The sequence below is a fragment of the Streptomyces sp. SID9727 genome (assembly GCF_010550605.1).
Taxonomy (GTDB): Bacteria; Actinomycetota; Actinomycetes; order Streptomycetales; family Streptomycetaceae; genus Streptomyces.
The window spans coordinates 91519-115274 of record NZ_JAAGNI010000261.1 but is presented as its reverse complement, the minus strand read 5'-3'; the positions used below and the strand labels follow the sequence as shown (position 1 = coordinate 115274).

Here is a 23756-nt window from a genome sequence, read left to right as displayed (position 1 = left end):
TTCGACGGGACGGGTTCAGGCGGCGGCGGAGCGTCGTTCGCGCACGAAACCGATCAGGTCTCCGATCGAGGAGAGCCGGGGCAGTAGGTCCTCCAGGCTCAGCGGTTCGAGGTCGGGCAACCGCTCCTCGATCTCGTTCTTGAGCTCCAGCACCATCACCGAGTCGAAGCCGAGGTCCTCGTAGAGCTTCGACCGCGGGTCGACCGCATCGGCCGCGTACCTGCCCACCCGGGCGACGGCGTCCAGCACGGTTTCGGCCACCGGGTCAGCTGCGTGCCGGCGGTCCGGGGAGAGCGCCACGGGCTGCGACGCGTCCGCGATCGGGATGCCTGGCCGCACGCCGTCCTGTCGCACGGTCCGGACGGGCGGTGCGGCGGGGGCCGGCCCGCGGGCCCAGAACCGGTGATCGTCCGCGAAGGCGTACGGAGTCAGGCGGTGGGCCACCCGGTGCTGACCGGCGTAGGCGGCGTCCCAGGCGATGTGCGCTCCGCCGCGGAAGAGTGCGGCGACCGCCTCGGCAAGCTCCCGGCCGCCGGCCTGTTCGCCTGGGACCGGGTGGACGCTGCGGACCTCGGCCTGCTGGGTGGCTGTGAGCAGTCGGCGCGCCATGGGAGCGAGCACCGGCCGCGGGCCGATCTCCAGGAGGTGGGTCGGTGCCTCGTCCAGCAGCTGCCGTGCGGCGTCGGCGAAGAGCACCGGGGCTCTGACGTGCTCCACCCAGTACGCGGCGTCCATCGGCTCGTCCCGCAGCAGCCTGCCGCGCAGCGTGGAGTGGACCGGCACGGCGGGAACGGTGCCTCCGGTCTGCTCCGCCACCGCCGCGAAACGCTCCAGCATGGAGTCCATCAGCGGCGAGTGGAACGCGTGCGAGACCTCCAGGCGGCGGGATCTCACTCCCGCACGGGTCAGCTCCTCCTCGATCCTTGCCAGTGCTGTCAGAGGGCCGGAGAGCACGGTGGACGTCGGCCCGTTGACCGCGGCGATCCCGAGCAGCGGCTCCGCGTCGATGTGCTCCGCCAGTGCGGCGGCGTCGGCCCGGACGGCCAGCATCCCACCGCCGTCCGGAAGTTCCTGCATCAGCTTTCCGCGAGCGGCGATCAGCCGGGCCGCCTCCTCCAGCGGGAGCGCCTCGGCGATCACCGCAGCCGCGTACTCTCCGACGCTGTGCCCGAGCATCAGCGCGGGGCGCACCCCGAGTTCGACGAAGGTGGCTGCCAGTGCGTAGCCGACGGCGAACAGGGCGGGCTGCGCCCAGCCGGTGCGGTGCACCGCCGGGTCCGCGGAGAGCAGCATGTCGCGCACCGAACCGCTGGTGTGCGGGAGCAGCGCCTTGTCGGCTCGGTCGAGGAACCGCCGGAAGAGCGGGGCGTCGCGGTAGAGCCCGGCAGTCATACCCGGGTACTGGGAGCCCTGGCCGGTGAAGAGCAGCGCGGGCCGGACCGGTCGGGCGGACTCGCCGGCGAGGTCCGCCAGGTGCTCCTCGTCCTCGGCGGCCCGGCGCAGCACGGTCGTCAGGTCGCCGACGCTGTCGGCCGTCGCGGCGAACCGGACCCGGTGTCCGGAGTTGAGCCGGTTGCTGTTCCAGCCCACCACGCCGGCCGGCACCACCCGGTGGCGCTGCAGGGCGTCGGCCTGTGCCACCAGGTTGCGGCGCAACGCCTTGGCCGTGGGTGCGGTCACGGTGAAGACCGCGGTTCCTATTCCGGTGGCCCTGCCGGTTTCGCCGTTTCTCGGCCGTGCGGCGTGCGCGGGCACGGACTCCAGCACCGCATGGGCGTTGGTGCCGCCCATTCCGAAGCTGCTGAGGCCTGCGACGGTGGCTCCGCTTGCCAGCCGCAAGGGCGCCTTGAGCAGCCGCAGGCCGTGCTGGGAGAGCTTGAGCGCCGGATTCTCCCGGGCTGCGAACCGGCTGGGCGGTACCACGCGGTGGTGCAGGGAAAGGGCGACCTTGATGAGCCCGGCGACCCCGGCGGCGCCTTCGGTGTGTCCGAGGTTTCCCTTGACCGAGCCCAGTGCCATGGGCTTGCCGGTCCGCGAGGCGTGCAGGCCGCCGAGCGCCTTGACCTCGATCATGTCGCCCAGCACGGTGCCGGTGCCGTGGCCTTCGGTGAACGTCACGTCGGACGGTTCCACCTCGGCCCGCCGGTAGGCCGCGGCCAGCACCTCCTGCTGGGACCAGCGGTTGGGTGCGACGATGCCGTTGCTGCGCCCGTCCTGGTTGACGGCCGTCCCGCGGATGACCGCGTAGACGGGCTGCCCGTCGGCGATCGCGTCCTCCAGCCGGCGCAGGACCACCGCGCCGACGCCCTCGCCGCGGCCGATGCCGTTCGCGTCGCTGCTGAAGGGCTTGCACCGGCCGTCGGGGGCGGAGAGCCCTGCCTGGGTGTAGAAGATGCCCAGGGCCGGAGTGAGGGCCACGTTCACACCGGCCGCGATGGCGGTGTCGCACTCCCCCGCCAGCAGGGCGTTGCAGGCCAGGTGGACGGCGACCAGCGAGGAGGAGCAGGCGGTGTCCACCGCCAGGCTCGGCCCCTTGAGGTCGAGGTGGTAGGAGATCCGGTTCGCGGTCATGCAGTAGCCGTTGCCGGAGCCGACGTGCGCGGTGACCCGTGCGTAGTCGGTGAGATGGAGGTGCGCCCACTCGTTGCCCATGACGCCGACGAAGACCCCGGTGGCGCTTCCGGCCAGGCTCCGCGGCGCGACACCGGCGTCCTCGACCGCGCGCCAGGCGCACTGCAGCAGCAGCCGCTGCTGCGGGTCCATGGCGGCGGCCTCGCGTGGCGAGATCGCGAAGAACTCGTGGTCGAAGGCGTCCGCGTCGGTGATGAAGCCGCCCTGGGCGGTGTTGGAGCGCCCTTCGGCCCCCGCGGCCGAGTAGAACTCGTCCGCGTTCCACCGCTGTTCGGGTACGGGTCCGACGCCGTCGCCGGACCGCATCAGCAGGTCCCAGTACGCGGCGGGGTCCGGGGCTCCGGGGAAGCGGCAGTCGATGCCGACCAGGGCAACCGGCTGCATCACGCCTCTCCCACGGTGGCGCGCAGCTCCTCCACCAGGTATCTGGCGAGCGCGTCGATCGTCGGGTAGTCCCAGGCCACTGTGGGCTCCAGGACGAGGTCGAAGTCCTCCTCGATGTCGCCGCACAGGCTCAGGGCGGCGACCGAGTCCAGGCCGTATTCGGCCAGCGGCACGGTGGACGCGATCTCTCCGGCCGGTCGCTTCAGGTAGAGGGAGATCCGGTGGGCGATCCATTCGCTCAGCGTCTCGACGGTGTGCTCATGGAGGGTGTCAGGGCGGCCGGTGGGGACAGTCATGGCGTACTCCTCGCTGCGTTGGTGCGTCTGGCCGCCGGCTGATCAGCCGGCGAGTGGTGTGTCGTACACGTCTCGGTGTTCGCGGAGGTGCCGCAGCACTTCCCGTGGCTCTGCTCCGGGCGGCCGACGGGCAGGTCGCTCATGTGCTGTCCGATGCGCTGGGCAAGGCGGGGCTCCGCGCGACATCGCGGCGGAGCACTGATCTCGGGTCCGTGCGAGGGTGCCGGCCCGGGTGGCGGCGGGCCCTGGAGCGCGCGCGAAGGCGCTGCCGCTGACGGGCGGACTTGCCATGTCAGCTCACCGGTTCCAGGCCCGGGGATCCGATGAGCTCGCGTACTCCCGGATCGAGTACGGCGTGCAGTGGGGTGATGGCGCCGTCCAGGAAGAGCTTGCGCATCAGGGTCCGCTGGATCTTGCCGCTGGTCGTCCTGCGGACGACGCCCGGGCGTACCAGCAGCACGTTGCCCGCGGGCACGGCGAACTCGCGGCTGATCAGCTCCTGCACTCGGGAGGCGGCGCTGATGAGGTTCTCGCCTGCGAGGGCGTTCGGGTGGACCTCGTGGATCGCCACCAGTCGTTCCTGGTCGGTGTCGACGGAGAAGACGGCTCCGGGCCCGAAGGCCGGGTCCAGTGCGCGCACCGCGCCCTCCACGTCGGAGGGGTAGATGTTGCGCCCGTTGATCAGGACCACTTCCTTCAGACGGCCCGTCACGAACAGCTCGCCGTGCTCCATCGCCCCCAGGTCGCCGGTCCTCAGCCAGGGCCCGAGTTCCTCCGCACCGGCGATCCTGGCGCCGAAGGTCTCGGCGTTGACCTCGGGTCTCCTCCAGTAGCCGGCGGACACACTGGCGCCGCGCACCCAGATCTCGCCGACCCCGCCCTCGGGGCGCTCCTCGCGGGTCTTCGGGTCGATGATGCGTACCTCGAAGTCCTCTGCACTCACCACGCCGCTCGACGCCAGGGTCTGAGTCGGTGCCTGGAGGAACGGCCCTTCCAGCCGGCCCGCTTCCAGCCCGGCGGTGTCCACTTCGCGCAGCACCGCCGTCCGGCCGGGCCGCTTGCCGGAGACCAGCAGCGTGGTCTCGGCCATGCCGTAGCAAGGGAAGACGCTGTCGGCGGAGAACCCGTACGGTGCGAACCGCTCGGCGAACGCCCGCAGGGTGTCGGCCCGGACGGGCTCCGAGCCGTTGCAGGCGACCCGCCAGCTGGACAGGTCGATGCCTCCGAGACGCGTGTCGGGCACTCGCCGGACACACATGTCATAGGCGAAGTTGGGGGCGGCGGAGAGGGTCACCCGGTGCTCGCTCACCAGTTCCAGCCAGCGCACGGGCCGACGGAGAAAGGAGGTGGGTGACATCAGCACGGCCCTGGAGCCCAGCCAGAGAGGCAGCAGTACGTGCCCGATCAGGCCCATGTCGTGGAAGAAGGGCAGCCAGCCGCCGAGGACCGTGTCCGCGTCGCTGCCGGTGGAGCGCTGGATGGCGGCCTCGTTGGCCAGGAGGTTCCGGTGCGAGACCATCACCCCCTTGGGCTCGCTCGTCGACCCGGAGGTGTACTGGAGGAACGCCAGGTCGTCGGGGTTCAGCTTCGGGTCGACCCAGGCGGCCGGGTCGCCGGTGAAGGCGTCCGTCGCGAGGCAGCGCACATCGGAGAAGCCCTCCTGCGCCAGCCATGCGTCCATGTCCGGCGCGTGCTTCCCGACGGTCAGCACCGCACCGACCTGGGCGTCCCGGACGATTGCGGACACTCGGTGGAAGCCCTGGCCCTGCTCGGTGGGCAGTGGCGCCGGCACGGCCACCACGCCCGCGTACAGGCACCCCACGAACGCCTTGACGAAGTCCAGCCCCGACGGGTACAGCAGCAGGACCCGGCGACCGCTCATCCCCCGGTCCTGCAGCCACGCGGCGAGTCCCTTCGCCGCGCGGTCGAGGCCGGCGTAGGAGAGCCGCTCCGTTTCCGGCCCTCCTACCCCGTACTCCAGGAACAGGTAGGCGTCCGCGTCCTCACGTTGTTCCCCTCGCGCGAGCACCAACTCCGCAAACGATCGGAAGTCCGCCATCATCAATCTCCTCGTTCGGCCGACACAACCGGACTGATCCTTCGGTCGGGCACTAAAGCCGTCGTTGAAGCCGCCGGCGTGGACCCCGGGTGCACTGACGTCGCCCGCGGTCGTTGGCCGACCCCACGTACCTGGAATTCACCGCGTAGGAGGCGGCTCGTCCAGCGATACGGCGGCCCGCTCCGGTGTGGGGCGGGCGGCAGGGCGGCTCGCGGTGACCACGCCGCCCCTCAGGCCGAGGTCGGCCCGTGCCCGTACCCGGCCCCGGGCCGCACGGAGCACCGGTGGTCTTCCTCGCCTTTCCGATGCCACCGCCGCCCCTTCAGTCCGCGTCCATGGCGAAGTCCGCGGCCAGGTGAACGTGGCTCGGCACCTCGGGCAGGACGCCCAGGCCGTGCCGGAACGTCATCTCGCCGGACTCGCTCTCACCCGTCGTCGTGAAGCCCAGCGACGGATAGAGGTCCCTCACCTTGCGGTTCTTGGCGCTGGGCCGGTAGCGGGCGTGGACGGCAGGCGCCCCGGCCTCGCGGGCACGTCCCAGCACGGCCGCCAGAGCAGCCTGCTCGATGCCCCGGGCGAAGACCCGGCAGCTGAGCAGCGCGTTGTCGATGTGCCACCCGTCCTCGGCGATCCGCATCAGCACCAGGCCCACCAGCCCGTTGTCGCCGAAGCGGTCGGTGGTGCGCACGGCGAGCACCCGATGTGCGACGGAGTCCAGCCGGGACCGGATGTCGGCTGCCTGCAGCCGCTCGGTGGTGAGGTTGAACTGGTTGGTGCGCAGGGTGATCTGGGCGGCCCTGGCCACCTCGTGGTCCCGCACCGGGGAGAGGTCGACGCGCACGTCGAGCTGGGCCAGATAGTGCTCCATCGAGCCCACGCTCTCCAGCAGGTCCTGGCGCGCCGCCTCGGCCCCGTACTGGGCCGCGCGGGTTCGGTCCTCCGCGGTCAGCTCGGCGACGTCGAACCAGCCGTCCGCGAGCAGTCGCTCCACGTGCAGGGCCGGTTCCTCGTCCAGCCGTACGACCGCCACCTGGGGCAGGTTGCTCGCCACCAGCCCGCACTCGAAGGGGGAGTCGTCGGCGAAGACGAAGCTGTCGACACCCAGGTTGAGCTTCCCGGCGATGTCCAGCAGATTGCCGTCCTTGGGCTGCCAGTTGGCGTTCACCCGGACGAAGTCGCCCTCCCGGAGCACCATGTCGGGGTGGTGGCGGAGCACTTCGAGCACTGGTTCCCGGTCGTTCTTGCTGGCCACGGCCAGCAGCACGCCCTGGGAACCGAGCTGCGCCACCACCCGCTGGAACCGGCCGAACGCCTCTCCCCGGTACGTGGTGGCCGCGACGATGCCTTCGGGTCCGTCGTCGCCCAGGATGCCGTCCCACAGGGTGTTGTCGAGGTCCACCACCAGTACCTTCTTGGCTCGCCCGCGCAGGCCGCGGGCCAGGTGACCGACCTCGCGGGCGTACGCCGCGAGCAGTTCCTCGCCGAGGTGGGCCTTGGCGTATGCGGCCAACCGGGGCTCGTTCACCGGGCCGCCCGAGGCGATCAGTGGGTCCAGGTCGATCACCCGCACCCGCTCATGGGCGGCGGCGATGCCCAGCAGACCGGCGTTGAACTCCCGCCACGCGATCCCGATGCGGGCCCGGGACCGGGCGTCGACCAGCTGACGGGTGTGGGTGGAGAGCAGCGGCAGGGTGTTGAGCACCAGGGTTCCGGTGCCGTACTCGACGTAGCGGGCGGCCAGCGATTCCAGCAGGCGCGACTTGGCCGAGAGGGCCTGTTCCAGGTCCTCCACCCGCCAGGGGTGCGGCAGTTCGTCGAAGACCACTTGGGCGTCCAGAACGCACAGGGCGAGGTCTGTGCCCGTGGCGTACACATCGCTGCCGGTGTCCTGGAGTTCGCGCAGCCAGGAGTCGTAGTCGCCGGAGTGCACCTTCGGTACGAAGCCGTGGCGGGCGAGTTCGGCGGTGAGCGGCGCGACGAGGGCGCCCAGGGTGGAGTGCCCGGTCACCGCCACGGCGACCGCCTCCAGCCCCTCGCAGGCGTCCAGCACCTGTGCGGGGTCCAGCCGGGACAGCAGCTGGCCGGCCCGAACCAGGTCGCCCCCGGGTGCTCCGGGCGCTGTCGCCAGTTCGGCCAACAGCCCGGGCACCTGCCGGAACTCCTGTGCCAACCGCCCCTCGTCGTACAGGGCGCGCAGTCTGTCCAGCGGCCCGGTGCGTTCTTCGGTGACGGTGTTCACAACCGCGCTCACAGCCTCTCCTTCGCCGAGCCCGACGGACACGCCAAGCCTGCGGGACGCCACTTAAGCCTTCCTTGCGTGTGCCCGGCCCGGCCCGGCGCCGGGCTCTGTGCCGTGCTCAGGAGGGCAGGGCATCGGCGTGAGCCGCCTCGTCGGCGTACCGGCTGGTCACGCCGGCGAGTTCCCGCAGGAAGGAGTGCTCGTGGGCCCGAATGAAGAAGTGCCCTCCGGGCATGGTCCGCACCTCGCAGCCGTGTCCGGCATGTTCCCTCCAGGCCAGCAGCTGCGGCAGGGACACCAGCTGGTCCTGGACACCGACGAACAGGTGCATCGGCACCCGCACGGGCTCGGTGCCGGTCCCGCCGGAGGTGGTGCACAGCAGCAGGTCGTCACGGGCGATGGGCATCAGCGCGGCAAGGAAGTCGGGGTGCTTCAGGATGGCCTTCGGAATGCCTCCCAACCGGGCGAGTTCAGCGGCCAGTTCCTCATCGCTCGCGCCCGGCTCGGCGATCGATGGCGCGGGCAGGTGTGGGGCCCGGTAGGAGCTCAGCACCAGAGCGAGCGGGAGCGGGGCACCGCGCTGCTGGCGGCGGCGAGCAAGCGCATGGGCGATCAGCGCGCCCATGCTGTGACCGTAGAACACGTGCGGGTGCTCCAGCTCGCTGTCGAGCTGCTCGTCCAGGTCGGCGACCAGGTCCCGCATGTCGCGGAAGCGGGGCTCGTTCATCCGCCCCTCGCGGCCGGGCAGGTGCACGGGCACCACCCGCACCCCCGCGCCCCGGGCGTCGAGGCCGCGCTGCCAGTTCCGGTACGCCGACGCGCCGCCGCCCGCGTACGGGAAGCAGAGCAGCCGCAGCCCGGCCCCCTCGTCCGGTCCGGACAGGGATGTCTGGGACAGGTAACGCGTCATACCGTTCCGCCTGGGGCTCGTCCGATGTCGGGACACCCCCCGGGGCCGGCCCCGGAAGGCGTGCCGCAAGGGTGGGGTCTCCCGCTAAAAAACAGCCAAATCGGAGGCGGCCGAGTCCGGCGCGGGGTCGTCGCGGAGGGGCGACCGGTACCGCTCGCTCTCCGGTGGCTCTCCTTCACGGGCAAGGCGGTCGCTTCCTTCACCTGACAGTCGTCCGCTGCTGTTCGCGGCTCTCCCACGGGGGCTTCAGCGGCGCCGCGCCGCGTTCACGTCGAGGCTGCCACGGCCCCGGCGCGCCGCGCAGCGGTTGGCCACTTCGGCCCGTCCGGTTCACCGAACAGCACTACGCTTACCGGGCAACAACCGAACGTAATGACCTGACTACCTGTCAACCGGCCCTGACCAGTGAGCCAACACCTCCCGCACGCCGGGGACCTCATCGAGGTGGACATCCGACCGGTAGGAGGTCGTCCGCCCCCGCGATGCGGACCCGGCCGATTCGACGAGAAGGGTGCGACGCACGGCTGAGGCACGACCGGATCCCGCACCGCTGGAGTCGTCGCTTTGCCCACCGTTTAGTGCCCCGCCCCAAGCTGGATCTCGGCCGCCGTCTCCCTGCAAGGAGTGACTGCATGACTTCCCCAACGCACCACAAGGCCACCCGGAGTTCGACCTCGGGCTCGGTCCGTGGAGCCTGGGCCCTGCTCGCCTTATTCCTGCTGGCCTGGACCGTGCTCGAGATGGTCAACCACCCCGGCGCGACGATTCCGCTGGGCATCGTGGGTTTCCTCGCTCCTGACCTGACGCTGATCGTCGGGCCGGGGGGGCCGCACGAACCCGGGCAGCTCCAACGCGGCAGGGTGGCGGCCTACAACCTCGTCCACCGGCCGATCCTCCCGGTTCTGGGGCTCATCATCGTCCCCTTCCTGCCGGGCGACGGGCCAAGTGACAACACGGGCCTGTTCACCTTGGCACTCGGTTGGCTGCTGCACATCGCCGCTGACCGGGCGCTCGGCTACGGATTGCGCACTGCCGACGGCTGGCAGCGCTGAGCGCCGGCCGATCGGCGTGCGCGCCCCCGGGCGCGGCGACCGAAGCTCCGTACGACCTCGACCTACGCTCATCTCAGGAGGCTTTCTCCATGGACACTGAACAGCAGGCGGCCACCGAGCCCTCCGCGGCCGACGACCCCACCCTCAGCTACCCGTTCCACCGACCGTCAGCGGTCGAGATACCTCCTGTCTACGCCGAGCTGCGAGACCAGTGCCCTGTCGCGCACGTTCGACTTCCCAGCGGCGACACGGGATACGTGGTCAGTCGCTACGACGACGTGCGCACGGTGCTCGCCGACGGCGCGTACAGCCGTGCGGCCACCGTGGCACCGGGTGCGCCCCAGCTCTCGAAGACACCGCCGCTGGCCGGTGGACTGTTCACCATGGACCCGCCCGAGCACACCCAGTTGCGCAAGCTGGTGATCCGGGAGTTCTCCAACCGCCGGGTGCAGCAACTTCGCCCGCGCATCCAGGAGCTGACCGATGGTCTGCTCGACTCCATGGAGAAGCTGTCCGGGCCGGTCGACCTCAACACCGAGCTGGCCTTTCCCCTGCCGGTCATGGTCATCTGCGAACTGCTCGGAGTGCCCTTCGAGGACCGGGACCGCTTCCGCGCCTGGTCGGACGCGTTCGTGTCACTCACCTCGCACACCGAGGAGGAGTCCGCGGCTCAGCGCGCGTCGATGATCGCGTATCTCAAGGAGCTCATCGACCGCAAGCGCGAGGAGCCCACCGACGACCTCATCGGGGCGCTCGTCGCCGCGCACGACGAGGACGGCAAGCTCACCGAGCAAGAGCTGATCACCATGTGCATCATCCTGCTCGTCGCCGGCCATGAGACGACCGTCTCCATGATCGGGACCTGTGTTCTCACCCTGCTGCGTCATCCCGAGCACCTCGCCGCACTGCGTGAGCGCCCCGAGATGATCGAGCATGCGGTGGAGGAACTGCTGCGGATCAACCCGATCGGCGACGGGGGCCCGCTGCGCGTCACGCTGGAGGACGTGGAGCTGGCCGGCACCGTGATCCCGAAGGGCAGCGCGGTGATCGCGGCGATCTGCTCGGCCAACCAGGACTCCGACCGGTTCCCGGAAGGGCAGGCGTCCGACTTCGACCCGGTCCGCCCTTCCGCTGGACAGCATCTGGCTTTCGGGCACGGACCGCACCACTGTCTCGGTGCCGCACTCGCCCGAGCCGAGCTGCAGATCGTCATCGGGACGCTGCTGCGCCGTTTCCCCGGCCTCAAGCTCGCCGAGGAGGTCGAAGAGCTGCGCATGACCAGCGGCATGATGGTGCACGGGCTGACCCGGCTGCCCGTGACCTGGTAAGCCGGCCCGCCGGCTGACGCCGTCGGCCGTCACCGCCCGACAGGGCTGGTGACGGCCGACGGCGCGTTCGGGCCCGGTGTCGTCACGGCGGCTACCGGGGGCCGGCCGGGCGCTCACACACGCGAGTTGGGCCCCTGGGCGACGGTCTGGTGCGGGCCGGGCTTCTGCAGCTGGAAGTAGGCGCCCGCGAGCACTCGCTGCTTCAGCGGCTGGCTGTGGTCCATCACGCGGTAGAGGACGCGGCGCAGCACACTGCCCGCGCCGTGCAGCGCGAACAGCCGTTCCTGGCGCAGCTGAAGGCCGCGGGACTTGTCCACCGAGGTTTCACGCGCCCGCTGGAACCGCTCGGCCGCGCTCGTCAGTTGCTCGGTCGTGCCGCCGGCCTTGAATGCCTGCTGCACCAGCGGCGCCAGAGTCACCGCGTCGATGATGGCGTGATTGACGCCCTGGCCGAGAATGGGTGTCAGGGTATGCGCCGCGTCGCCGGTCAGAACGAGCCCGGGACGGTGCCAGCGCGGCATCAGCGTGGTGAAGATGTCCAGCATGGAGGTGTCGGACCAGCTCCGGATCTCCGAACGCACAGCGCCCGACAGTTCGGGAGCGAGCCGATCCAGGCGTGCGTACAGGGCGGGCAGCCCTTGGGAACGGAGCTCCTTGAGGCCGCCCTTGGGGATGTTGAAGCCGACCCGCACACTGTCCGGCCGCGTGGGGATGAACAGCCCGTGCTGGTCGCCGTGGATGCGGATGCGGTACGTGCGGTCGTCCCACTCCTCGGGGAAGGGGAGCTTCAGCCACACGACGTCCCGCTCCAACGGGACGCGGGTGTACGGCAGCCCCGACATCTCCCGTACCTTGCTGAACCGGCCGTCCGCCGCCACGGTCAAGGCGGCCCGAACGGTCACCTCGCCGTCCGGGGTGCGGGCCCGCACCCCGGTCACGGGTCCGTCGCCCTCCTGCAGCAGGCCGGTCGCCGTTGCCTTGCGTACCAGGGTGAAGTGCTCCGGGTGTTCTTCTCCCAGCTCGGCGAGGGCCGACAGCAGCGCGGGCTGGGGCAGCTCCACCGGGTAGGGGTGCGGGTACGGGAACCGCCTGAAATCGGCGCGCAGGACCGTACTGCCCGAGTCCATGATCTCCATGCGGTGCATCTGCTGGTAGGAGCCGTCGAGCCGGTCGAGGAGCCCCAGCCGGTCCAGGAGCCAGACCGAGTCGGGGGAGACGGACTCGCCTCGGAACGACCGGTCGAAGTGGCCGCTCTGCTCCACGACCACGACGGAGATCGAACGCTTGGCGAGCTCCACGGCGAGAGTGAGCCCCGCCGGCCCCCCTCCGACTATGCACACCTGTGCGGTTAGCTCACTATTCATCGTCAGTGCTGCCCTTCCGGAGGAGTCACGGTGAGCCGATCGTCCCGAGATGGGCTAAAGAGGCCCTTGCGACCCCTTGCCTGTGAGCACGGAGAGTGGCACTCAGGCGGTGGTCCGGGCCTCGACCCGAGTCTTCAGGGCGTCGGTGAGCCGGCCGAAGCCCACTTCGCTCTGGCTGATGACCGACCCGGTGACACGGACGAGCACGCCCGTGAACGTCTCCGTCTGCAGGACGTGCGTGCCCCCGTCACGGGACGTCAGCACGAAGCTGTGCACGCCGTCGAAGATTCCAGGCGTGCCGAGGCGGCCACGCCAGCGCAGGAGGCGTCCCGGTTCGCAGACGAGCACGGTCGGCTGGAACGTCATCTCGCGGCCTCGGTTCGGCAGCCGGAACCGCAGACTGAGGCGCTGTCCGACAACTGGCCGGCCCGAGGCCTCCACCAGGAAGGGGTTCCATTCATGGAACCGGGAGAAGTCGGTCAGCACGGACCACACTTCTTCGGTGCCGGCGTCGATCTGGACCTCGGAGGAAATGCGGCGCATGGTGTTGTGCTCCTTCCACGGCACCGTCGGGAACCGCGCACAGGGAAACCGGAAACCGGAGTCCCACGGTAGCCAGGACGACCCGGTTCCCCCAGCGTGCCGGAACACCCCCTTAGCCGCGCTTTAGCGGCAGGCGTCCGACGGCGGCCGTGCACCGGGACGACCCGAAGCGGACCCGGTGGGCGATCAGATGCGGTCGGCCGGTCTCCGGACGGCCGAGCCGCCGGACCCTCCACCTAAGGGCTGTCCCGCAATTCCCGGCGGGCGCACGACGACAGCTGCGGCACCTCGCCGCGTTGTCGAAACGCCCGAATACGTCCAGTATGCGGGCGCCTCTCCGCCTTGCGATGCACCGCATCTGACGCCGCGCGCTGATCCACCGGGAATTGCGGGACAGCCCTTAGGAGAAGGTGGCAGGAACGCCGACGCCCCGGCCACCGCAGCATGACCGGCCTGCGGTGGCGGGGCGCCGGCCGCCTCCTGCCCTCGCGGTCAGGCGCGGCCGAGAACGACCACTGCGTTGTGCCCACCGAAGCCGAAGGAATTGCTCACGGCTGCGGACACCTGCGTGGACCGGGCATTGCCGTGGACGATGTCCACCCCGGCGATGTCCGGCCCGGGCGCGTGGAAGTTGGCGGTCGGCGGTATCAGCCCGTCCCGTATCGACAGGGCTGTGAACGCGGCCTCAACGGCTCCGGTCGCGCCGAGCATGTGGCCGGTGACCCCCTTGGTCGACGTGACGGCGACGTTGCCCCCGAAGACCCGCTCCAGCAGACGAGCCTCGACGGCGTCGCCCTGCGGTGTGCCGGTGGCGTGGGCGTTGACGAGCCCGATGTCCGCGGGGTCGAGCTGCGCGTCCTCCAGGGCCCGCTGTATGGCGAGTTGTGCCATGCGGCCTTCGGGGTCCGGGGCGGTGAGGTGGTGGGCGTCCGTGGTGGATCCGTACCCCAGCAGCCGTGCGTAGCCGCGGCGGCCACGGGCCCGGGCGTCCTCGGTCCGCTCCAGGACGAGGACGCCCGCTCCCTCCGCGAGCACGAAGCCGTCACGATCCTGATCGAAGGGACGCGACGCGCCGGACGGGTCGTCCTGCCGTCGGGACAGGGCCTTGAGCCGGTCGAAGGCCGTGGTGACCAGCGGGGTCACGGCGGCTTCGGTGCCGCCGGCCAGGACCACGTCGCAGCGGCCCGCCCGCAGCAGGTCGAGGGCGAGCCCCAGCGCCGTGGTTCCGGTGGCGCATGCGGTGGACGTGCTGAACGACGGCCCGTGCAGCCCGAGGTCCATGGCGATGGTGGTCGCGGCGATGTTGCCGATGGCCTTGGGAACCGTCAGGGGGTTGACCGCGCGCGGGCTCCTGTCCCGCATGCGCGCGCCCTGTTCCTCCCAGGTGTCCTGTCCTCCGATGCCGGTTCCCACCACGACGCCGACCCTGGTGGGATCCCAGACATGGCCGGCCGCCCCCGCGTCGGCGACGGCCTCTCGGGCGGCGGCGACAGCGAACTGGGTGAAGTGGGCCATCCTCCGGGCTTCCACACCGAGTGTCAGCTCGGCGTCGAAGTCCGTCACGGAGCAGCTGAACGGGACCCCCAGGCCGGCGAGGCGTGGATCTGCCGCTGCCGCGGGCCGCCCCTCGCACGTCGTCTTCCACGCCGACTCGGTGTCCACGCCGGCCGGCGTCACCAGCCCGAGGCCGGTGATGGTCACATCGGGGCGAGAGTGAGTGTGGCGGGTCATGCCGACAGGACCGCCCCCCGGGTCTCGAGGAACTCGGACAGCTCGATCACCGTGGTCTGCGGTCCCAGCTCCTCCTCCTCGACGGTGATCGAGAACTCGTCCTCCAACTGCGCGGCGAGCTCGGCCAGGGACAACGAGTCGACCTCCAGATCCCGGAAGGACTTCGTGGCGTCGATGGGGCCGGGAACCTTGTACACGCCGGTGAGCAGGGTGGTGAGGTAGTCGACGAACATCAGGGTTTTCCCTTCGATGGATGAAGTCGGCGGTTCAGATCTCCGAGCCGACAGGTGTGGTCGCAGGCCAGGTGAGGGCGATGGAGCCCCAGGTCAGCCCACCGCCGAAGGCAGTGAGAACGGTTCGGGCGCCGGGCTTCAGCTGCCCCGACCGGACGCCGTCGGCCAGGGCGAGCGGGATGGACGCGGACGCCGTGTTGGCGAGCCGGGCCACATTGCTCACCGCCGCCCCGGGCGTCAGCCCCAGGCGGTCCCCGACCGCGTCGATGATGCGGGCGTTCGCCTGATGGGGGACGAAGGCATCGATGTCCTCCGGACCCCAGCCGCAGTCCTTGGTCACCCGCAGTGCCGATCCCGCCAGCCGGTCGATGGCCTGTATGTAGACCTTCCGGCCCGACATGCGGAACCAGCGCTCTCCGGTCGGTTGTTCCGCTACGCCGGGAATGTGGATCAAGTCGGCGTCCGCCCCCTCGCTGCCGAGGTCGAAGGCGAGCAGGGCACCCTGCTCGTCCACGGTGCCGCGGCGCAGCAGAACCGCACCCGCGCCGTCCCCGAACAGCACGGCCGTGCCGCGGTCCGCAGGGTCGACGATGCGGGAGTAGGTCTCCGCGGCCACCACGAGGACGCTGTCGAGCATTCCGCTGGTGATCAGGCCGGCCGCCGAGGCGACTGCGTAGACGAAGCCGCTGCAGACCGCGGCCATGTCGAACGCCGCCACCTGACCGAGGCCGATGCGGGAGGCGACCTCCGGGGCGCCGGCGGGACAGGGGCGGTCCGGAGTGGACGTGGCGAGGATCAGACCGTCGGCCGTGTTCACACCTGCCGAACGCAGGGCGTTCGCGCCGGCGGCACAGGCCAGATCGCGCATCGACGTCTGTGGATCGACCCGGCGCCTGGCCTCGACGCCCGTACGGGTGCGGATCCACGCGTCGCTGGTGTCCAGATCCCTGGACAGAGCGTCGTTGTCGATCTCGGTGGTCGGCAGGCAGGTTCCGAGACCGGCGATGACCGCCGCGGCCTGCGCCCGCCTTCCGGGTACGTCGCTAGTGGTGAGATATGTTGCGGACATCTGGCAACCCCCTGAGCTCTCACGGCCCATCACAGTGCGTGAACCCGTTCCCGCTCGAGGAGGCGGGATTTCGGCGAACCTACATCGCCGCCGCCGGACGAAAAAGATCGGCTTATCCAGGGCTTTAGTGAGCGCCGGTCACGATGATGTCGCTGGTCAGCCTCGGTGTACGGCCGGCCGCGACGAACACGACGCGTTGCGTCCTCGTCGGTCAATGGTCCCTCCGTGATCCATGACGGCCCGTGATCCGTGACGGCCTGTCGGCGACGGCAGACCGTCCGAGCGGTCGGCGGGCATCGGCGTGCCGTTGACCGGCTCGGCGACCCGTCGCTGACCACGAGGTGCGGGTCCGCCGACCGGCGGTCCTTCTCCCGCCCCCGGCAACGTGGCAGCCGGGCAGCAGTGCGGCGATGCCGGCGTCGATCCGTTCGAGCACGCCCGCCAGGGGCTGTCCCGGCTCCGGGTCGAGGTGCCCGCCTCGCTGTTCCTCCGGCCCTCCGCCTCCGCCGGTCCGGTGACCCCGGCCGGCCCCGCCGGTCGCACCGGCGGGGCCGTGTGGGGCCCGCCGGATCAGGCCGGTTCCGCGTACTCGCTCGCGGGCAGGGCGGGGTGTGCCATGCGGCGGGCCCGTACGACGAAGGCGAAGACCAGCACGGCCCCGATGGCTACGGGCACCGCGGACAGCAGCAGAATGTTCCGGCTCGACATGCCCAGCGCTATCAGACCTCCGCCGACTGCCGGGCCGACGATGGAGCCGACGCGGCCCAACGCGGCGGCACAGGCGACGCCGGTCGTGCGGACTGCGGCGGGATAGAGCGACACCGCGAGGGCCGTCAGGCCGACCACGCCCGCGACGATGCCGGCACCGGCCACGATGAGCACCGCGAGCAGCACCACGCGGCCCGCGTCCACCTGAGAGGCGGCGGCGAGGAAGACGACACCCACCACCACCATCCCGGCCAGGGCGCGCGGCGCACCGAACCGGGAGCAGAGCGGGATCAGCAGAAGTCCGCCGAGCACTCCGCCCATGGCGATCATCGACACACCCACCGGAGCCTGCGCGGCGGTGAATCCGTAACCCTTGGTCAGCATCGTCGGCAGCCAGGCGAGCAGCAGGTAGTTCACCGCGTACATGAGCAGGGCGAGGCACCACAACAGCACGGTCCACTTGGCCATGCCCTGTTCGAACAGCCGCCGCAGGGCGGGGTCGGCCGCCGCCGTCGGCGAAGCGGACCGGGAGACGGGTCCGGAGGGCAGTCTCCGCACCAACAGCGGCAGCAGCAGGACCGGCAGCGCGGCGCCGACCCAGAACAGGGAGGTCCAGCCGAATGTCTCGACGAGGGGTGCGCTGACCAGCCCTCCGACGACGGCCCCGAGGGTGATCCCCAGCACGACCCCTACGCTGACCGCCTCCCGGCGTGCCGGGGGCACGTGGTCCGTCGCGAGCGCGACGCACGAGGGCAGGACGATGCCGAGGCCGAGGGCGGTCACCAGGCGTGCCGCGCCGAGCGTCATCACCGAGTCCACCGGCACGGTCAGTGCGGACCCCGCCGCGAACGCCACGGTTCCGGTGACGATCAGCCGCTTGTGCCCGAAGCGCGCGGCGGCCCGCCCGGAACACACGTAGCCGATCACCACACCGAGGTTGGTGACCGCGAGGGCCGGAGTGAACGCCGACTCGTCCAGGTTCCACTCCCCCGCGATCGTGGGCACGGCGAAGCCGAGTACGGCGGTGTCGTATCCGTCGAGGAGAACGGTCAGGAAGGCGATGACGACCACCTCCCACTGCACCGGCCCGCTGTCGGTCCCGGCCTTCGCGGATCGGAGACGCTGATAGATCGTGGTCATCTTCCACACCTCGGAATCAGATGGTTCATGGCTGTCCTCCACGCCTCGGAGTCAGGATGCGCGGGCCAGGTGACGCGGCAGCACGGGGAGCGGGCGCGGGCGGGCGCGAGGCAAGCCGGCTCATCGTGTCGAGGAGTTCCGCCTGCCGCAGGGTGCCGCCGGCGTCCGGCGAGGTTCCGGTGCGCACGGCAGCGGCGAAGGCCGCTACGGTGGCCGCCACCTGATCGTGCGGCTCCAGGCGGATCTCCTCGGTCGTCGCGCCGCGGTGGAGCCCGATGACGGGGACGTGTCCGGCGGGCGGGGTGAACGCCCGGTCGACGGTCAAGCTCCCCTCGCTACCCCGTAGTTCATAGGACGAGCGGTAGGCGTGCTCCATGCCGAAGGTGACCTGGGCCGTCACGCCGCCGGGAGTACTCAGCAGTGCTGCGCCGGAGGTGTCGACCTGCCGTCCCGCCCCCTGGGCGAGGTGGGCGCCGACGACGTCGAGTTCGGGGCCCAGGAAGTGCAGTGCGGCCCGCAGGGGATAGATCCCGACGTCCAGCAGGGCCCCGCCGCCGAGCTCCGGCCTGTACCTGATGTCACTGTCCGCGAGCGGCGGGATGGTGAATGCCGCGTGGAACGAGCGCAGTTCACCCAGTGCTCCGTCCGCGATCAGGCGCCGCACGGCCTCGTGCCGGCGGTGATGGACGAACATGACGTTCTCCATGAGCACCAGGTCACGAGAGGAGGCGAGCTCGAACAGCTCGCTGGTGCGCGCGTAGTGGGTGGTGACGGGTTTCTCGGCGAGGACGTGTCTGCCCGTGCGCAGCGCCGCCTCGACCCACCGGGCGTGCAGGGCCGCGGGCAACGGCACGTAGAGGGCCTGGATGTCGTCCAGTTCCAGGAGCTCTTCGTACCCGTGGACGGCACGGCAGTCGAAACGCTCGGCGGTCTGCCGCGCCTTGTCCGGATCGCGGCTGGCCACCGCCGCGAGCTCGATGTCCGGGCTGGAGACGAAGGCGGGCAGCATTCGGCGTACCGCGATGTTCGCGCATCCCATCACCCCCACCCGGAGTGGGGCGGTCATCGGGTTCCGGTCCTCGTCGCGTTGAGGCAGGCGAGCATGGTGCGGGCCTGGACGTTGAGGTAGTGGCTGTGCCGGACCAGGGAGGTGAGCTGCGCGGGGGTGACCCAGGCGTAGCCGGCCGGAGCGTCCAGCGGAGCATCCGTCTCGACGATGAGGCAGCGGCTCTCGGCATTGAGGAAGCGGCCTCCCTCCTCGGAGTGCACGACGTCGTAGCGGATACGGTCGCCGCCCGCGCGAAGCACCCGTTCCGCGAACCGGGGGCGCTCCCTCTCCGGGAGGTGGGCGTAGTTGTCCGGGGTGTACTGGACGGTCGGTGCCAGCTCGACGGTGTCGACGAGACCGGGTTCGATCCGGGCCTGCACCAGCACATGCTCGACGCCCTCGACCTCACGGGTGAGGAAGGCGAGGATGCCTTGGCCGACCGGCTCGAACAGGGGCTGGGTCCAGCCGGTCACCTCACGGTTCCCCGCCTGCGCGGACACGGCCACGACCTGGAAGTAGCGTCCCGCTTCGTGTTCGATCGCACTGGTTCCGCGCTTCCAGCCGGGGAGGTGGTCGAGCGGGACCCGCTCGGCGCGCGCGCTGTGCCGGGAGCGCTCACCGGTGATCCACGAGAGCAGTTCGGTGTCGGAGAGCAGGGCATCACCCGACTCGTCCCCGACGGGCAGGCACGACAGCACCGTGCGCGAGTCCATGTTGACCACGTTGTCGCGGTGCAGCAGCTCATTGATCTGCCCAAGAGTCAGCCAGCAGAAGTCGTCCGACAGCGGCACCTCCCCCGCCACCTCCACCACCATGTTGCGGTTGGACTTCCGGGAGAACCACGAGCCGTGCTCGGACTGACGTACGTCCACGATGACCCGGCCCCGGCCGGGCCCGACGAAGTACTCGATGTACTTGACGTCCCCGCCCTTGTGGGCCTTGGTGTAGTTGCTGCGGGTCGCCTGGACCGTGGGCGAGAGCTGGAGCAGATTGGGGTTGCCCGGTTCCATCTTCGCCTGCATCAGGAAGTGCAGTACCCCGTCGAACTCCTTGACCAGGATCCCGAGGATGCCGACCTCGTGCTGCCGGATGATGGGCTGGTACCAGTCGCTGTACGGGCCGTCGCCGTGGGGCTGACCGTCTTCCGTGAAGTGCAGCCCTTCGACGGTGAAGAAGCGGCCGCTTCGGTGCACGAGATTCCCGGTGTGTTCCTGGAACGACCAACCGTCCATGTCCGCGAACGGTATGCGGTCCACGCGGAAGGTGTTGGCTGTGCGCCGCTCGGCCAGCCAGCTGTCGAAGTGCTCGGTGGGCAGCTGCGCCCCGTGAGTGGTCGCGGCCGACGCGGCGAGACGCGCCGGCAGGCTCTGGACCTCACGCCTCTGGAGAACATGGGACGGCATCGAGGTAACTCCCCCTGGCTTCTGGCGATGTGTGGATGCGGTGGACTCTCAGCCGCGCTCGGCTACGAAATCCTTGATGGTGGCGACCACGTAATCCAGCATTTCGTCCGTGAGCCCTGGGTAGACGCCGATCCAGAAGGTGTGCTCGGTGATGATGTCGCTGTTGGTGAGGTCGCCGACGACGCGGTGGGGACGGCCGATGTAGGCCGGCTGCCGGGTGAGGTTGCCGGAGAACAGCCGCCGGGTTCCGATCTTCCGTTCCTCCAGGTGCGCGACCAGTTCGGCGCGCGTGAAGCGGGCCTTCGGGTCGACGGTGATGACGAAGCCGAACCAGCTCGGCCGGGACCGCGGGGTCGGCTCGGGAAGCAGCAGGCCCGGCAGGCCGTCCAGGCCTTCGCGCAGGCGGCTCCAGTTGTGGCGGCGCGTCTCGATGAAGCCGTCGAGCTTGGCGAGTTGCGTCAGGCCCAGCGCGGCCTGGATGTCGGTTCCTTTCAGGTTGTAACCGACGTGGGAGAAGATGTACTTGTGGTCGTACCCTGCGGGCAGGTTCCCCATCTGGTACTCGAACCGTTTGAAGCAGGTGTTGTTCTTGCCCGGTTCGCACCAGCAGTCCCGGCCCCAGTCGCGCAGCGACTCCACCACGCGGGCCAGCTGGAGGTTGGAGGTGAGGACGCAGCCGCCCTCACCCATGGTGAGGTGGTGCGCGGGGTAGAAGCTGACCGTGCTCATGTCACCGAAGGTGCCGGTGATCCGTCCGTCGTAGAGGGTGCCGACCGCGTCGCAGTTGTCCTCGACGAAGAAGAGGTCGTGGTCCTTGGCGAGCTGGGCCACCTCGGCCACCTCGAAGGGGTTGCCGAGCGCGTGGGCGATGATGATCGCCCGGGTCTTGGGGCCGATCGCCGCTGCCACCCGGTCGGCCGTGGTGTTGTACGTCGGCAGTTCCACGTCCACGAAGACGGGTATGAGCCCGTTCTGCAGGATCGGGTTCACGGTGGTGGGAAACCCCGCCGCGACCGTGATCACCTCGTCCCCGGGCTTCAGCCTTCTGTCACCGAGCGTCTCGGAGGTCAGGGCCGAGACGGCGAGGAGGTTCGCCGAGGACCCCGAGTTCGTCAGATGGGCCTTCCGCCGCTTCAGGAGCTTGGCGAATGCGGACTCGAACTTCTTCGAGCTGGGCCCGGCAGCGATACGCATGGACAGTGCGGCCTCGACGATGGCGACCCGGTCCTCTTCGTCAAGAACCGCGCCGGACGGCCAGATCTCCGTCACTCCGGGCTCGAACACCGCGTCCGAGGCGGTTTCCCGGTGGTACTGGCGCACCACATCCAGCACGGTGTCCTTGTTGACAGTCATCGTCATGTCCTTCCGTTGGCCGGCGCCGTGGTCGCGTGCGGTTTCCGCAACGAGGCATCGAGGCGTGCGCCGCGGCATCCGCCCCGGGAGGCACAGCGGTCGTGAGTTATCCAGTTGCTGCCACGTGGCAGCCGAACGCGGCGACCCGGGTGGCCGGTGCCCCCGAGCCCCGTGGCACGAAGCCCGAGGGCTCCGCCGGGTTCAGCCGGCCGCACCTTCGGTTCCGTGCTTGACGGCCTTCCACCAGCCCGGATTGTCGCTGTACCACTCCGCCGTGGCGGCCAGCCCCTCATCGAAGCCGGTCAGCGGCGCATAGCCCAGTTCCGTGCGGATCTTGGAGTCGTCGATGGAGTACCGCAGGTCGTGTGCCGCGCGGTCGGCGACGTAGCGGATCATGTCCTGCCCCTGGCCGGTCAGTTCGAGCAGGCGTTCAGTGAGGGCGAGGTTGGTCCGGGCGTTGCCGCCGCCGATGTTGTAGATCTCGCCGGGGCGGCCGCCGTCGAGCACGAGATGGATGCCGCGGCAGTGGTCGTCCACGTGCAGCCACTCGCGGATGTTGAGTCCGTCGCCGTAGAGCGGCACCCGCTGTCCCTCCAGCAGGTTGGTGACGAACAGCGGGATGAGCTTCTCGGGGTGCTGGTACGGCCCGTAGTTGTTGGAACAGCGCGTGACGGAGAGGTTCACTCCGTGTGTGCGCCAGTAGGCGCGGGCGACAAGGTCGGAACAGGCCTTGGAGGCCGCGTAGGGGCTGTTGGGCAGCAGCGGGCAGTCCTCGGTCCAGGACCCCTCCTCCACCGATCCGTACACCTCGTCGGTGGAGACGTGCACGACCCGCTGGACACCGCTGTCCACCACGGCGTGGAGCAGGGTCCGGGTGCCCAGGACGTTGGTGAGGTAGAACTCCTCCTCGTCGGCCAGCGAGCGGTCCACATGGGACTCCGCTGCGAAGTGAACCAAGGCGTCGTGCCCGGGCAGCAGTTCGCGCAACAGGCCCGCGTCGCGGATGTCGCCCTGGACGAACTCCAGCCGCGGGTGCGAGACCGGCAGGTTGCTGCGGTTGCCCGCGTAGGTCAGCTTGTCCAGGACGGTGACCCGGGCGCCCTCCCATCCCGCGTAGTTGTTCGCGAGGAGGCTGCGGACGAAATGGGAGCCGATGAACCCAGCCCCGCCGGTGACCAGGATTCTCATGCCGCAACTTCCACGTGGGTGTGGTCTCCGACGACCAGACGGTAACGGTCCGTGCCCTCCGTGGTGATGCCTACGGAGGCGGAGCGGCCGACGATGGAACTGTGCATGCCCTGGAGGCCGGTGACCGAGGCCCCTTCCAGGACGATGGAATGCGCCAGCCGGCTTTCGACGACCGTGCAGTCGCGTCCTATGGACGTGTACGGGCCGATGTCGCTGTCCTCCACCACTGTGCCCGCACCGATGATCGCCGGCCCCTCGATGCGACAGCGCACGACGCGTGCCGTTTCCTCCACGACAACCGGCCCCACCAGCACGCTGGCGTCGTCGACCGCACCGGCCACGGAGGGCCGGAGGTCGTCCAGGATGCGCTCGTTGCACGTCAGGACGTCCTCGACCTTCCCGGTGTCCCTCCAGTAGCCCTCGTACTGGCTGGCCCGCACGTCCGCGCCGGCCGCCACCAGCCACTGGATCGCGTCGGTGATCTCCAGCTCGCCACGGGCACCGGGCGTGATGGCCGCGATCGCCTCGTGAATCGCGGCGGTGAAGAGGTACACGCCGATCAGAGCCAGGTCACTGCGTGGTTGCTGCGGCTTCTCCACCAGGCGCAGTACCTCACCGTTGGGGCCCAGCTCGGCGACGCCGAAGGCGGTCGGGTCCGCGACCTTGCCCACCACGACATGGGCTGCCGGACGGCGGGCGGCGAATTCATCGGCGATGTCCGAGATTCCGTCGGGCAGCATGTTGTCGCCCAGATACATCACGAAGTCGTCGTCGCCGAGGAAGTCCCGGGCGGTGGAGACCGCGTGAGCAAGACCGAGCGGAGCGTCCTGAAGGATGTAGGTCAGCCGGACTCCGAACCGCGATCCGTCCCCGAGGGCCTGCCGGATCCCGTTGTCGAGGCCGCTGACGATGATGCCGATGTCCTGCACGCCCAGGTCCAGGATGCCCCGCACGATGTATTCCAGGACCGGCGTGTTCGCTATGGGGATGAGCTGCTTGGGCATCGAGTAGCTAAAGGGCCGTAGACGGGTGCCCGTTCCGCCGGCCAGCACGAGAGCCTTCATGGTGATCCTCTCA

The 23756-nt window shown here is 70.2% G+C and carries 18 protein-coding genes; 2 read left to right on the top strand and 16 right to left on the bottom strand.

The genetic code is table 11. The features are described 5' to 3' along the window. Positions 1–15: 15 nt before the first annotated feature. The 5 genes from G3I41_RS17095 to G3I41_RS17075 form a co-directional block, all read right to left on the bottom strand. On the bottom strand, positions 16–3015 hold the full coding sequence (locus G3I41_RS17095; protein ID WP_164401080.1) for a type I polyketide synthase: 3000 nt from the start codon (positions 3013–3015) through the stop codon (positions 16–18). After that, positions 3015–3311 (bottom strand): acyl carrier protein, encoded by a 297-nt coding sequence (locus G3I41_RS17090; RefSeq protein WP_164401079.1) that lies wholly within the window; start codon positions 3309–3311, stop codon positions 3015–3017. Before G3I41_RS17090 ends, G3I41_RS17095 begins: the two co-directional genes overlap by 1 nt. Before the next feature lie 292 nt (positions 3312–3603). Continuing rightward, complete coding sequence (locus tag G3I41_RS17085; RefSeq protein ID WP_164401078.1) at positions 3604–5370, bottom strand: fatty acyl-AMP ligase; 1767 nt, start codon at positions 5368–5370, stop codon at positions 3604–3606. A gap of 322 nt (positions 5371–5692) precedes the next feature. Further along, positions 5693–7621 carry an HAD-IIIC family phosphatase gene (locus G3I41_RS17080; protein WP_164401077.1) on the bottom strand — a complete coding sequence of 643 codons (1929 nt, stop codon included), beginning with the start codon at positions 7619–7621 and terminating at the stop codon, positions 5693–5695. A 106-nt stretch (positions 7622–7727) separates the two neighbouring features. Further along, positions 7728–8519 carry an alpha/beta fold hydrolase gene (locus G3I41_RS17075; protein WP_164401076.1) on the bottom strand — a complete coding sequence of 264 codons (792 nt, stop codon included), beginning with the start codon at positions 8517–8519 and terminating at the stop codon, positions 7728–7730. Between the two features lie 632 nt (positions 8520–9151). On the opposite strand from G3I41_RS17075, the gene G3I41_RS17070 reads away from it, so the two are divergent. Together G3I41_RS17070 and G3I41_RS17065 are read left to right on the top strand one after the other, a co-directional pair. Continuing rightward, entirely contained in the window at positions 9152–9571 is a 420-nt protein-coding gene (locus tag G3I41_RS17070) for a DUF4260 family protein (RefSeq protein ID WP_164401075.1), read from the top strand. Between the two features lie 89 nt (positions 9572–9660). Continuing rightward, the gene (locus tag G3I41_RS17065) at positions 9661–10899 is read left to right on the top strand and encodes a cytochrome P450 (protein WP_164401074.1); all 1239 of its coding nucleotides are present in this window, start codon (positions 9661–9663) and stop codon (positions 10897–10899) included. A 113-nt stretch (positions 10900–11012) separates the two neighbouring features. On the opposite strand, the gene G3I41_RS17060 is transcribed toward G3I41_RS17065, so the two are convergent. From G3I41_RS17060 to G3I41_RS17010, 11 genes are all read right to left on the bottom strand, one after another. Further along, complete coding sequence (locus G3I41_RS17060) at positions 11013–12263, bottom strand: FAD-dependent oxidoreductase (protein WP_164401073.1); 1251 nt, start codon at positions 12261–12263, stop codon at positions 11013–11015. A gap of 102 nt (positions 12264–12365) precedes the next feature. Beyond that, positions 12366–12806 (bottom strand): SRPBCC domain-containing protein, encoded by a 441-nt coding sequence (locus G3I41_RS17055; protein WP_164401072.1) that lies wholly within the window; start codon positions 12804–12806, stop codon positions 12366–12368. 492 nt (positions 12807–13298) lie between these two features. Continuing rightward, on the bottom strand, positions 13299–14537 hold the full coding sequence (locus tag G3I41_RS17050) for a beta-ketoacyl-[acyl-carrier-protein] synthase family protein (RefSeq protein WP_203601201.1): 1239 nt from the start codon (positions 14535–14537) through the stop codon (positions 13299–13301). Then, entirely contained in the window at positions 14534–14770 is a 237-nt protein-coding gene (locus G3I41_RS17045; protein WP_164401071.1) for an acyl carrier protein, read from the bottom strand. Before G3I41_RS17045 ends, G3I41_RS17050 begins: the two co-directional genes overlap by 4 nt. Before the next feature lie 34 nt (positions 14771–14804). Beyond that, entirely contained in the window at positions 14805–15839 is a 1035-nt protein-coding gene (locus G3I41_RS17040) for a beta-ketoacyl-ACP synthase III (RefSeq protein WP_164401070.1), read from the bottom strand. Between the two features lie 570 nt (positions 15840–16409). After that, the gene (locus G3I41_RS17035; RefSeq protein WP_164401069.1) at positions 16410–17687 is read right to left on the bottom strand and encodes an MFS transporter; all 1278 of its coding nucleotides are present in this window, start codon (positions 17685–17687) and stop codon (positions 16410–16412) included. Between the two features lie 25 nt (positions 17688–17712). After that, positions 17713–18753, bottom strand: coding sequence for a Gfo/Idh/MocA family oxidoreductase (locus tag G3I41_RS17030; protein WP_164401068.1), 1041 nt, complete (start codon positions 18751–18753; stop codon positions 17713–17715). Continuing rightward, positions 18750–20138, bottom strand: a complete 1389-nt coding sequence (locus G3I41_RS17025) for an NDP-hexose 2,3-dehydratase family protein (protein ID WP_164401067.1) — start codon at positions 20136–20138, stop codon at positions 18750–18752. Before G3I41_RS17025 ends, G3I41_RS17030 begins: the two co-directional genes overlap by 4 nt. Positions 20139–20186: 48 nt before the next feature. Beyond that, a complete protein-coding gene (rfbH, locus tag G3I41_RS17020) occupies positions 20187–21491 on the bottom strand; it encodes a lipopolysaccharide biosynthesis protein RfbH (protein WP_164401066.1) in 1305 nt (434 codons plus the stop codon). 201 nt (positions 21492–21692) lie between these two features. Then, positions 21693–22679, bottom strand: coding sequence for a dTDP-glucose 4,6-dehydratase (gene rfbB, locus G3I41_RS17015; RefSeq protein WP_164401065.1), 987 nt, complete (start codon positions 22677–22679; stop codon positions 21693–21695). Beyond that, positions 22676–23743 (bottom strand): glucose-1-phosphate thymidylyltransferase, encoded by a 1068-nt coding sequence (locus G3I41_RS17010; RefSeq protein ID WP_164401064.1) that lies wholly within the window; start codon positions 23741–23743, stop codon positions 22676–22678. The genes rfbB and G3I41_RS17010 overlap by 4 nt, the downstream gene beginning before the upstream one ends. Positions 23744–23756: the final 13 nt, after the last annotated feature.

What these genes read in the sequence shown, in the direction of transcription:
- G3I41_RS17095 (WP_164401080.1), bottom strand. Translation starts at nt 3,015, where the DNA reads ATGCAGCCGGTTGCCCTGGTCGGCATCGACTGCCGCTTCCCCGGAGCC.
- G3I41_RS17090 (WP_164401079.1), bottom strand. Translation starts at nt 3,311, where the DNA reads ATGACTGTCCCCACCGGCCGCCCTGACACCCTCCATGAGCACACCGTC.
- G3I41_RS17085 (WP_164401078.1), bottom strand. Translation starts at nt 5,370, where the DNA reads ATGGCGGACTTCCGATCGTTTGCGGAGTTGGTGCTCGCGCGAGGGGAA.
- G3I41_RS17075 (WP_164401076.1), bottom strand. Translation starts at nt 8,519, where the DNA reads ATGACGCGTTACCTGTCCCAGACATCCCTGTCCGGACCGGACGAGGGG.
- G3I41_RS17070 (WP_164401075.1), top strand. Translation starts at nt 9,152, where the DNA reads ATGACTTCCCCAACGCACCACAAGGCCACCCGGAGTTCGACCTCGGGC.
- G3I41_RS17065 (WP_164401074.1), top strand. Translation starts at nt 9,661, where the DNA reads ATGGACACTGAACAGCAGGCGGCCACCGAGCCCTCCGCGGCCGACGAC.
- G3I41_RS17060 (WP_164401073.1), bottom strand. Translation starts at nt 12,263, where the DNA reads ATGAATAGTGAGCTAACCGCACAGGTGTGCATAGTCGGAGGGGGGCCG.
- G3I41_RS17055 (WP_164401072.1), bottom strand. Translation starts at nt 12,806, where the DNA reads ATGCGCCGCATTTCCTCCGAGGTCCAGATCGACGCCGGCACCGAAGAA.
- G3I41_RS17050 (WP_203601201.1), bottom strand. Translation starts at nt 14,537, where the DNA reads ATGACCCGCCACACTCACTCTCGCCCCGATGTGACCATCACCGGCCTC.
- G3I41_RS17045 (WP_164401071.1), bottom strand. Translation starts at nt 14,770, where the DNA reads ATGTTCGTCGACTACCTCACCACCCTGCTCACCGGCGTGTACAAGGTT.
- G3I41_RS17040 (WP_164401070.1), bottom strand. Translation starts at nt 15,839, where the DNA reads ATGTCCGCAACATATCTCACCACTAGCGACGTACCCGGAAGGCGGGCG.
- G3I41_RS17035 (WP_164401069.1), bottom strand. Translation starts at nt 17,687, where the DNA reads ATGACCACGATCTATCAGCGTCTCCGATCCGCGAAGGCCGGGACCGAC.
- G3I41_RS17030 (WP_164401068.1), bottom strand. Translation starts at nt 18,753, where the DNA reads ATGACCGCCCCACTCCGGGTGGGGGTGATGGGATGCGCGAACATCGCG.
- G3I41_RS17025 (WP_164401067.1), bottom strand. Translation starts at nt 20,138, where the DNA reads ATGCCGTCCCATGTTCTCCAGAGGCGTGAGGTCCAGAGCCTGCCGGCG.
- rfbH (WP_164401066.1), bottom strand. Translation starts at nt 21,491, where the DNA reads ATGACTGTCAACAAGGACACCGTGCTGGATGTGGTGCGCCAGTACCAC.
- rfbB (WP_164401065.1), bottom strand. Translation starts at nt 22,679, where the DNA reads ATGAGAATCCTGGTCACCGGCGGGGCTGGGTTCATCGGCTCCCATTTC.
- G3I41_RS17010 (WP_164401064.1), bottom strand. Translation starts at nt 23,743, where the DNA reads ATGAAGGCTCTCGTGCTGGCCGGCGGAACGGGCACCCGTCTACGGCCC.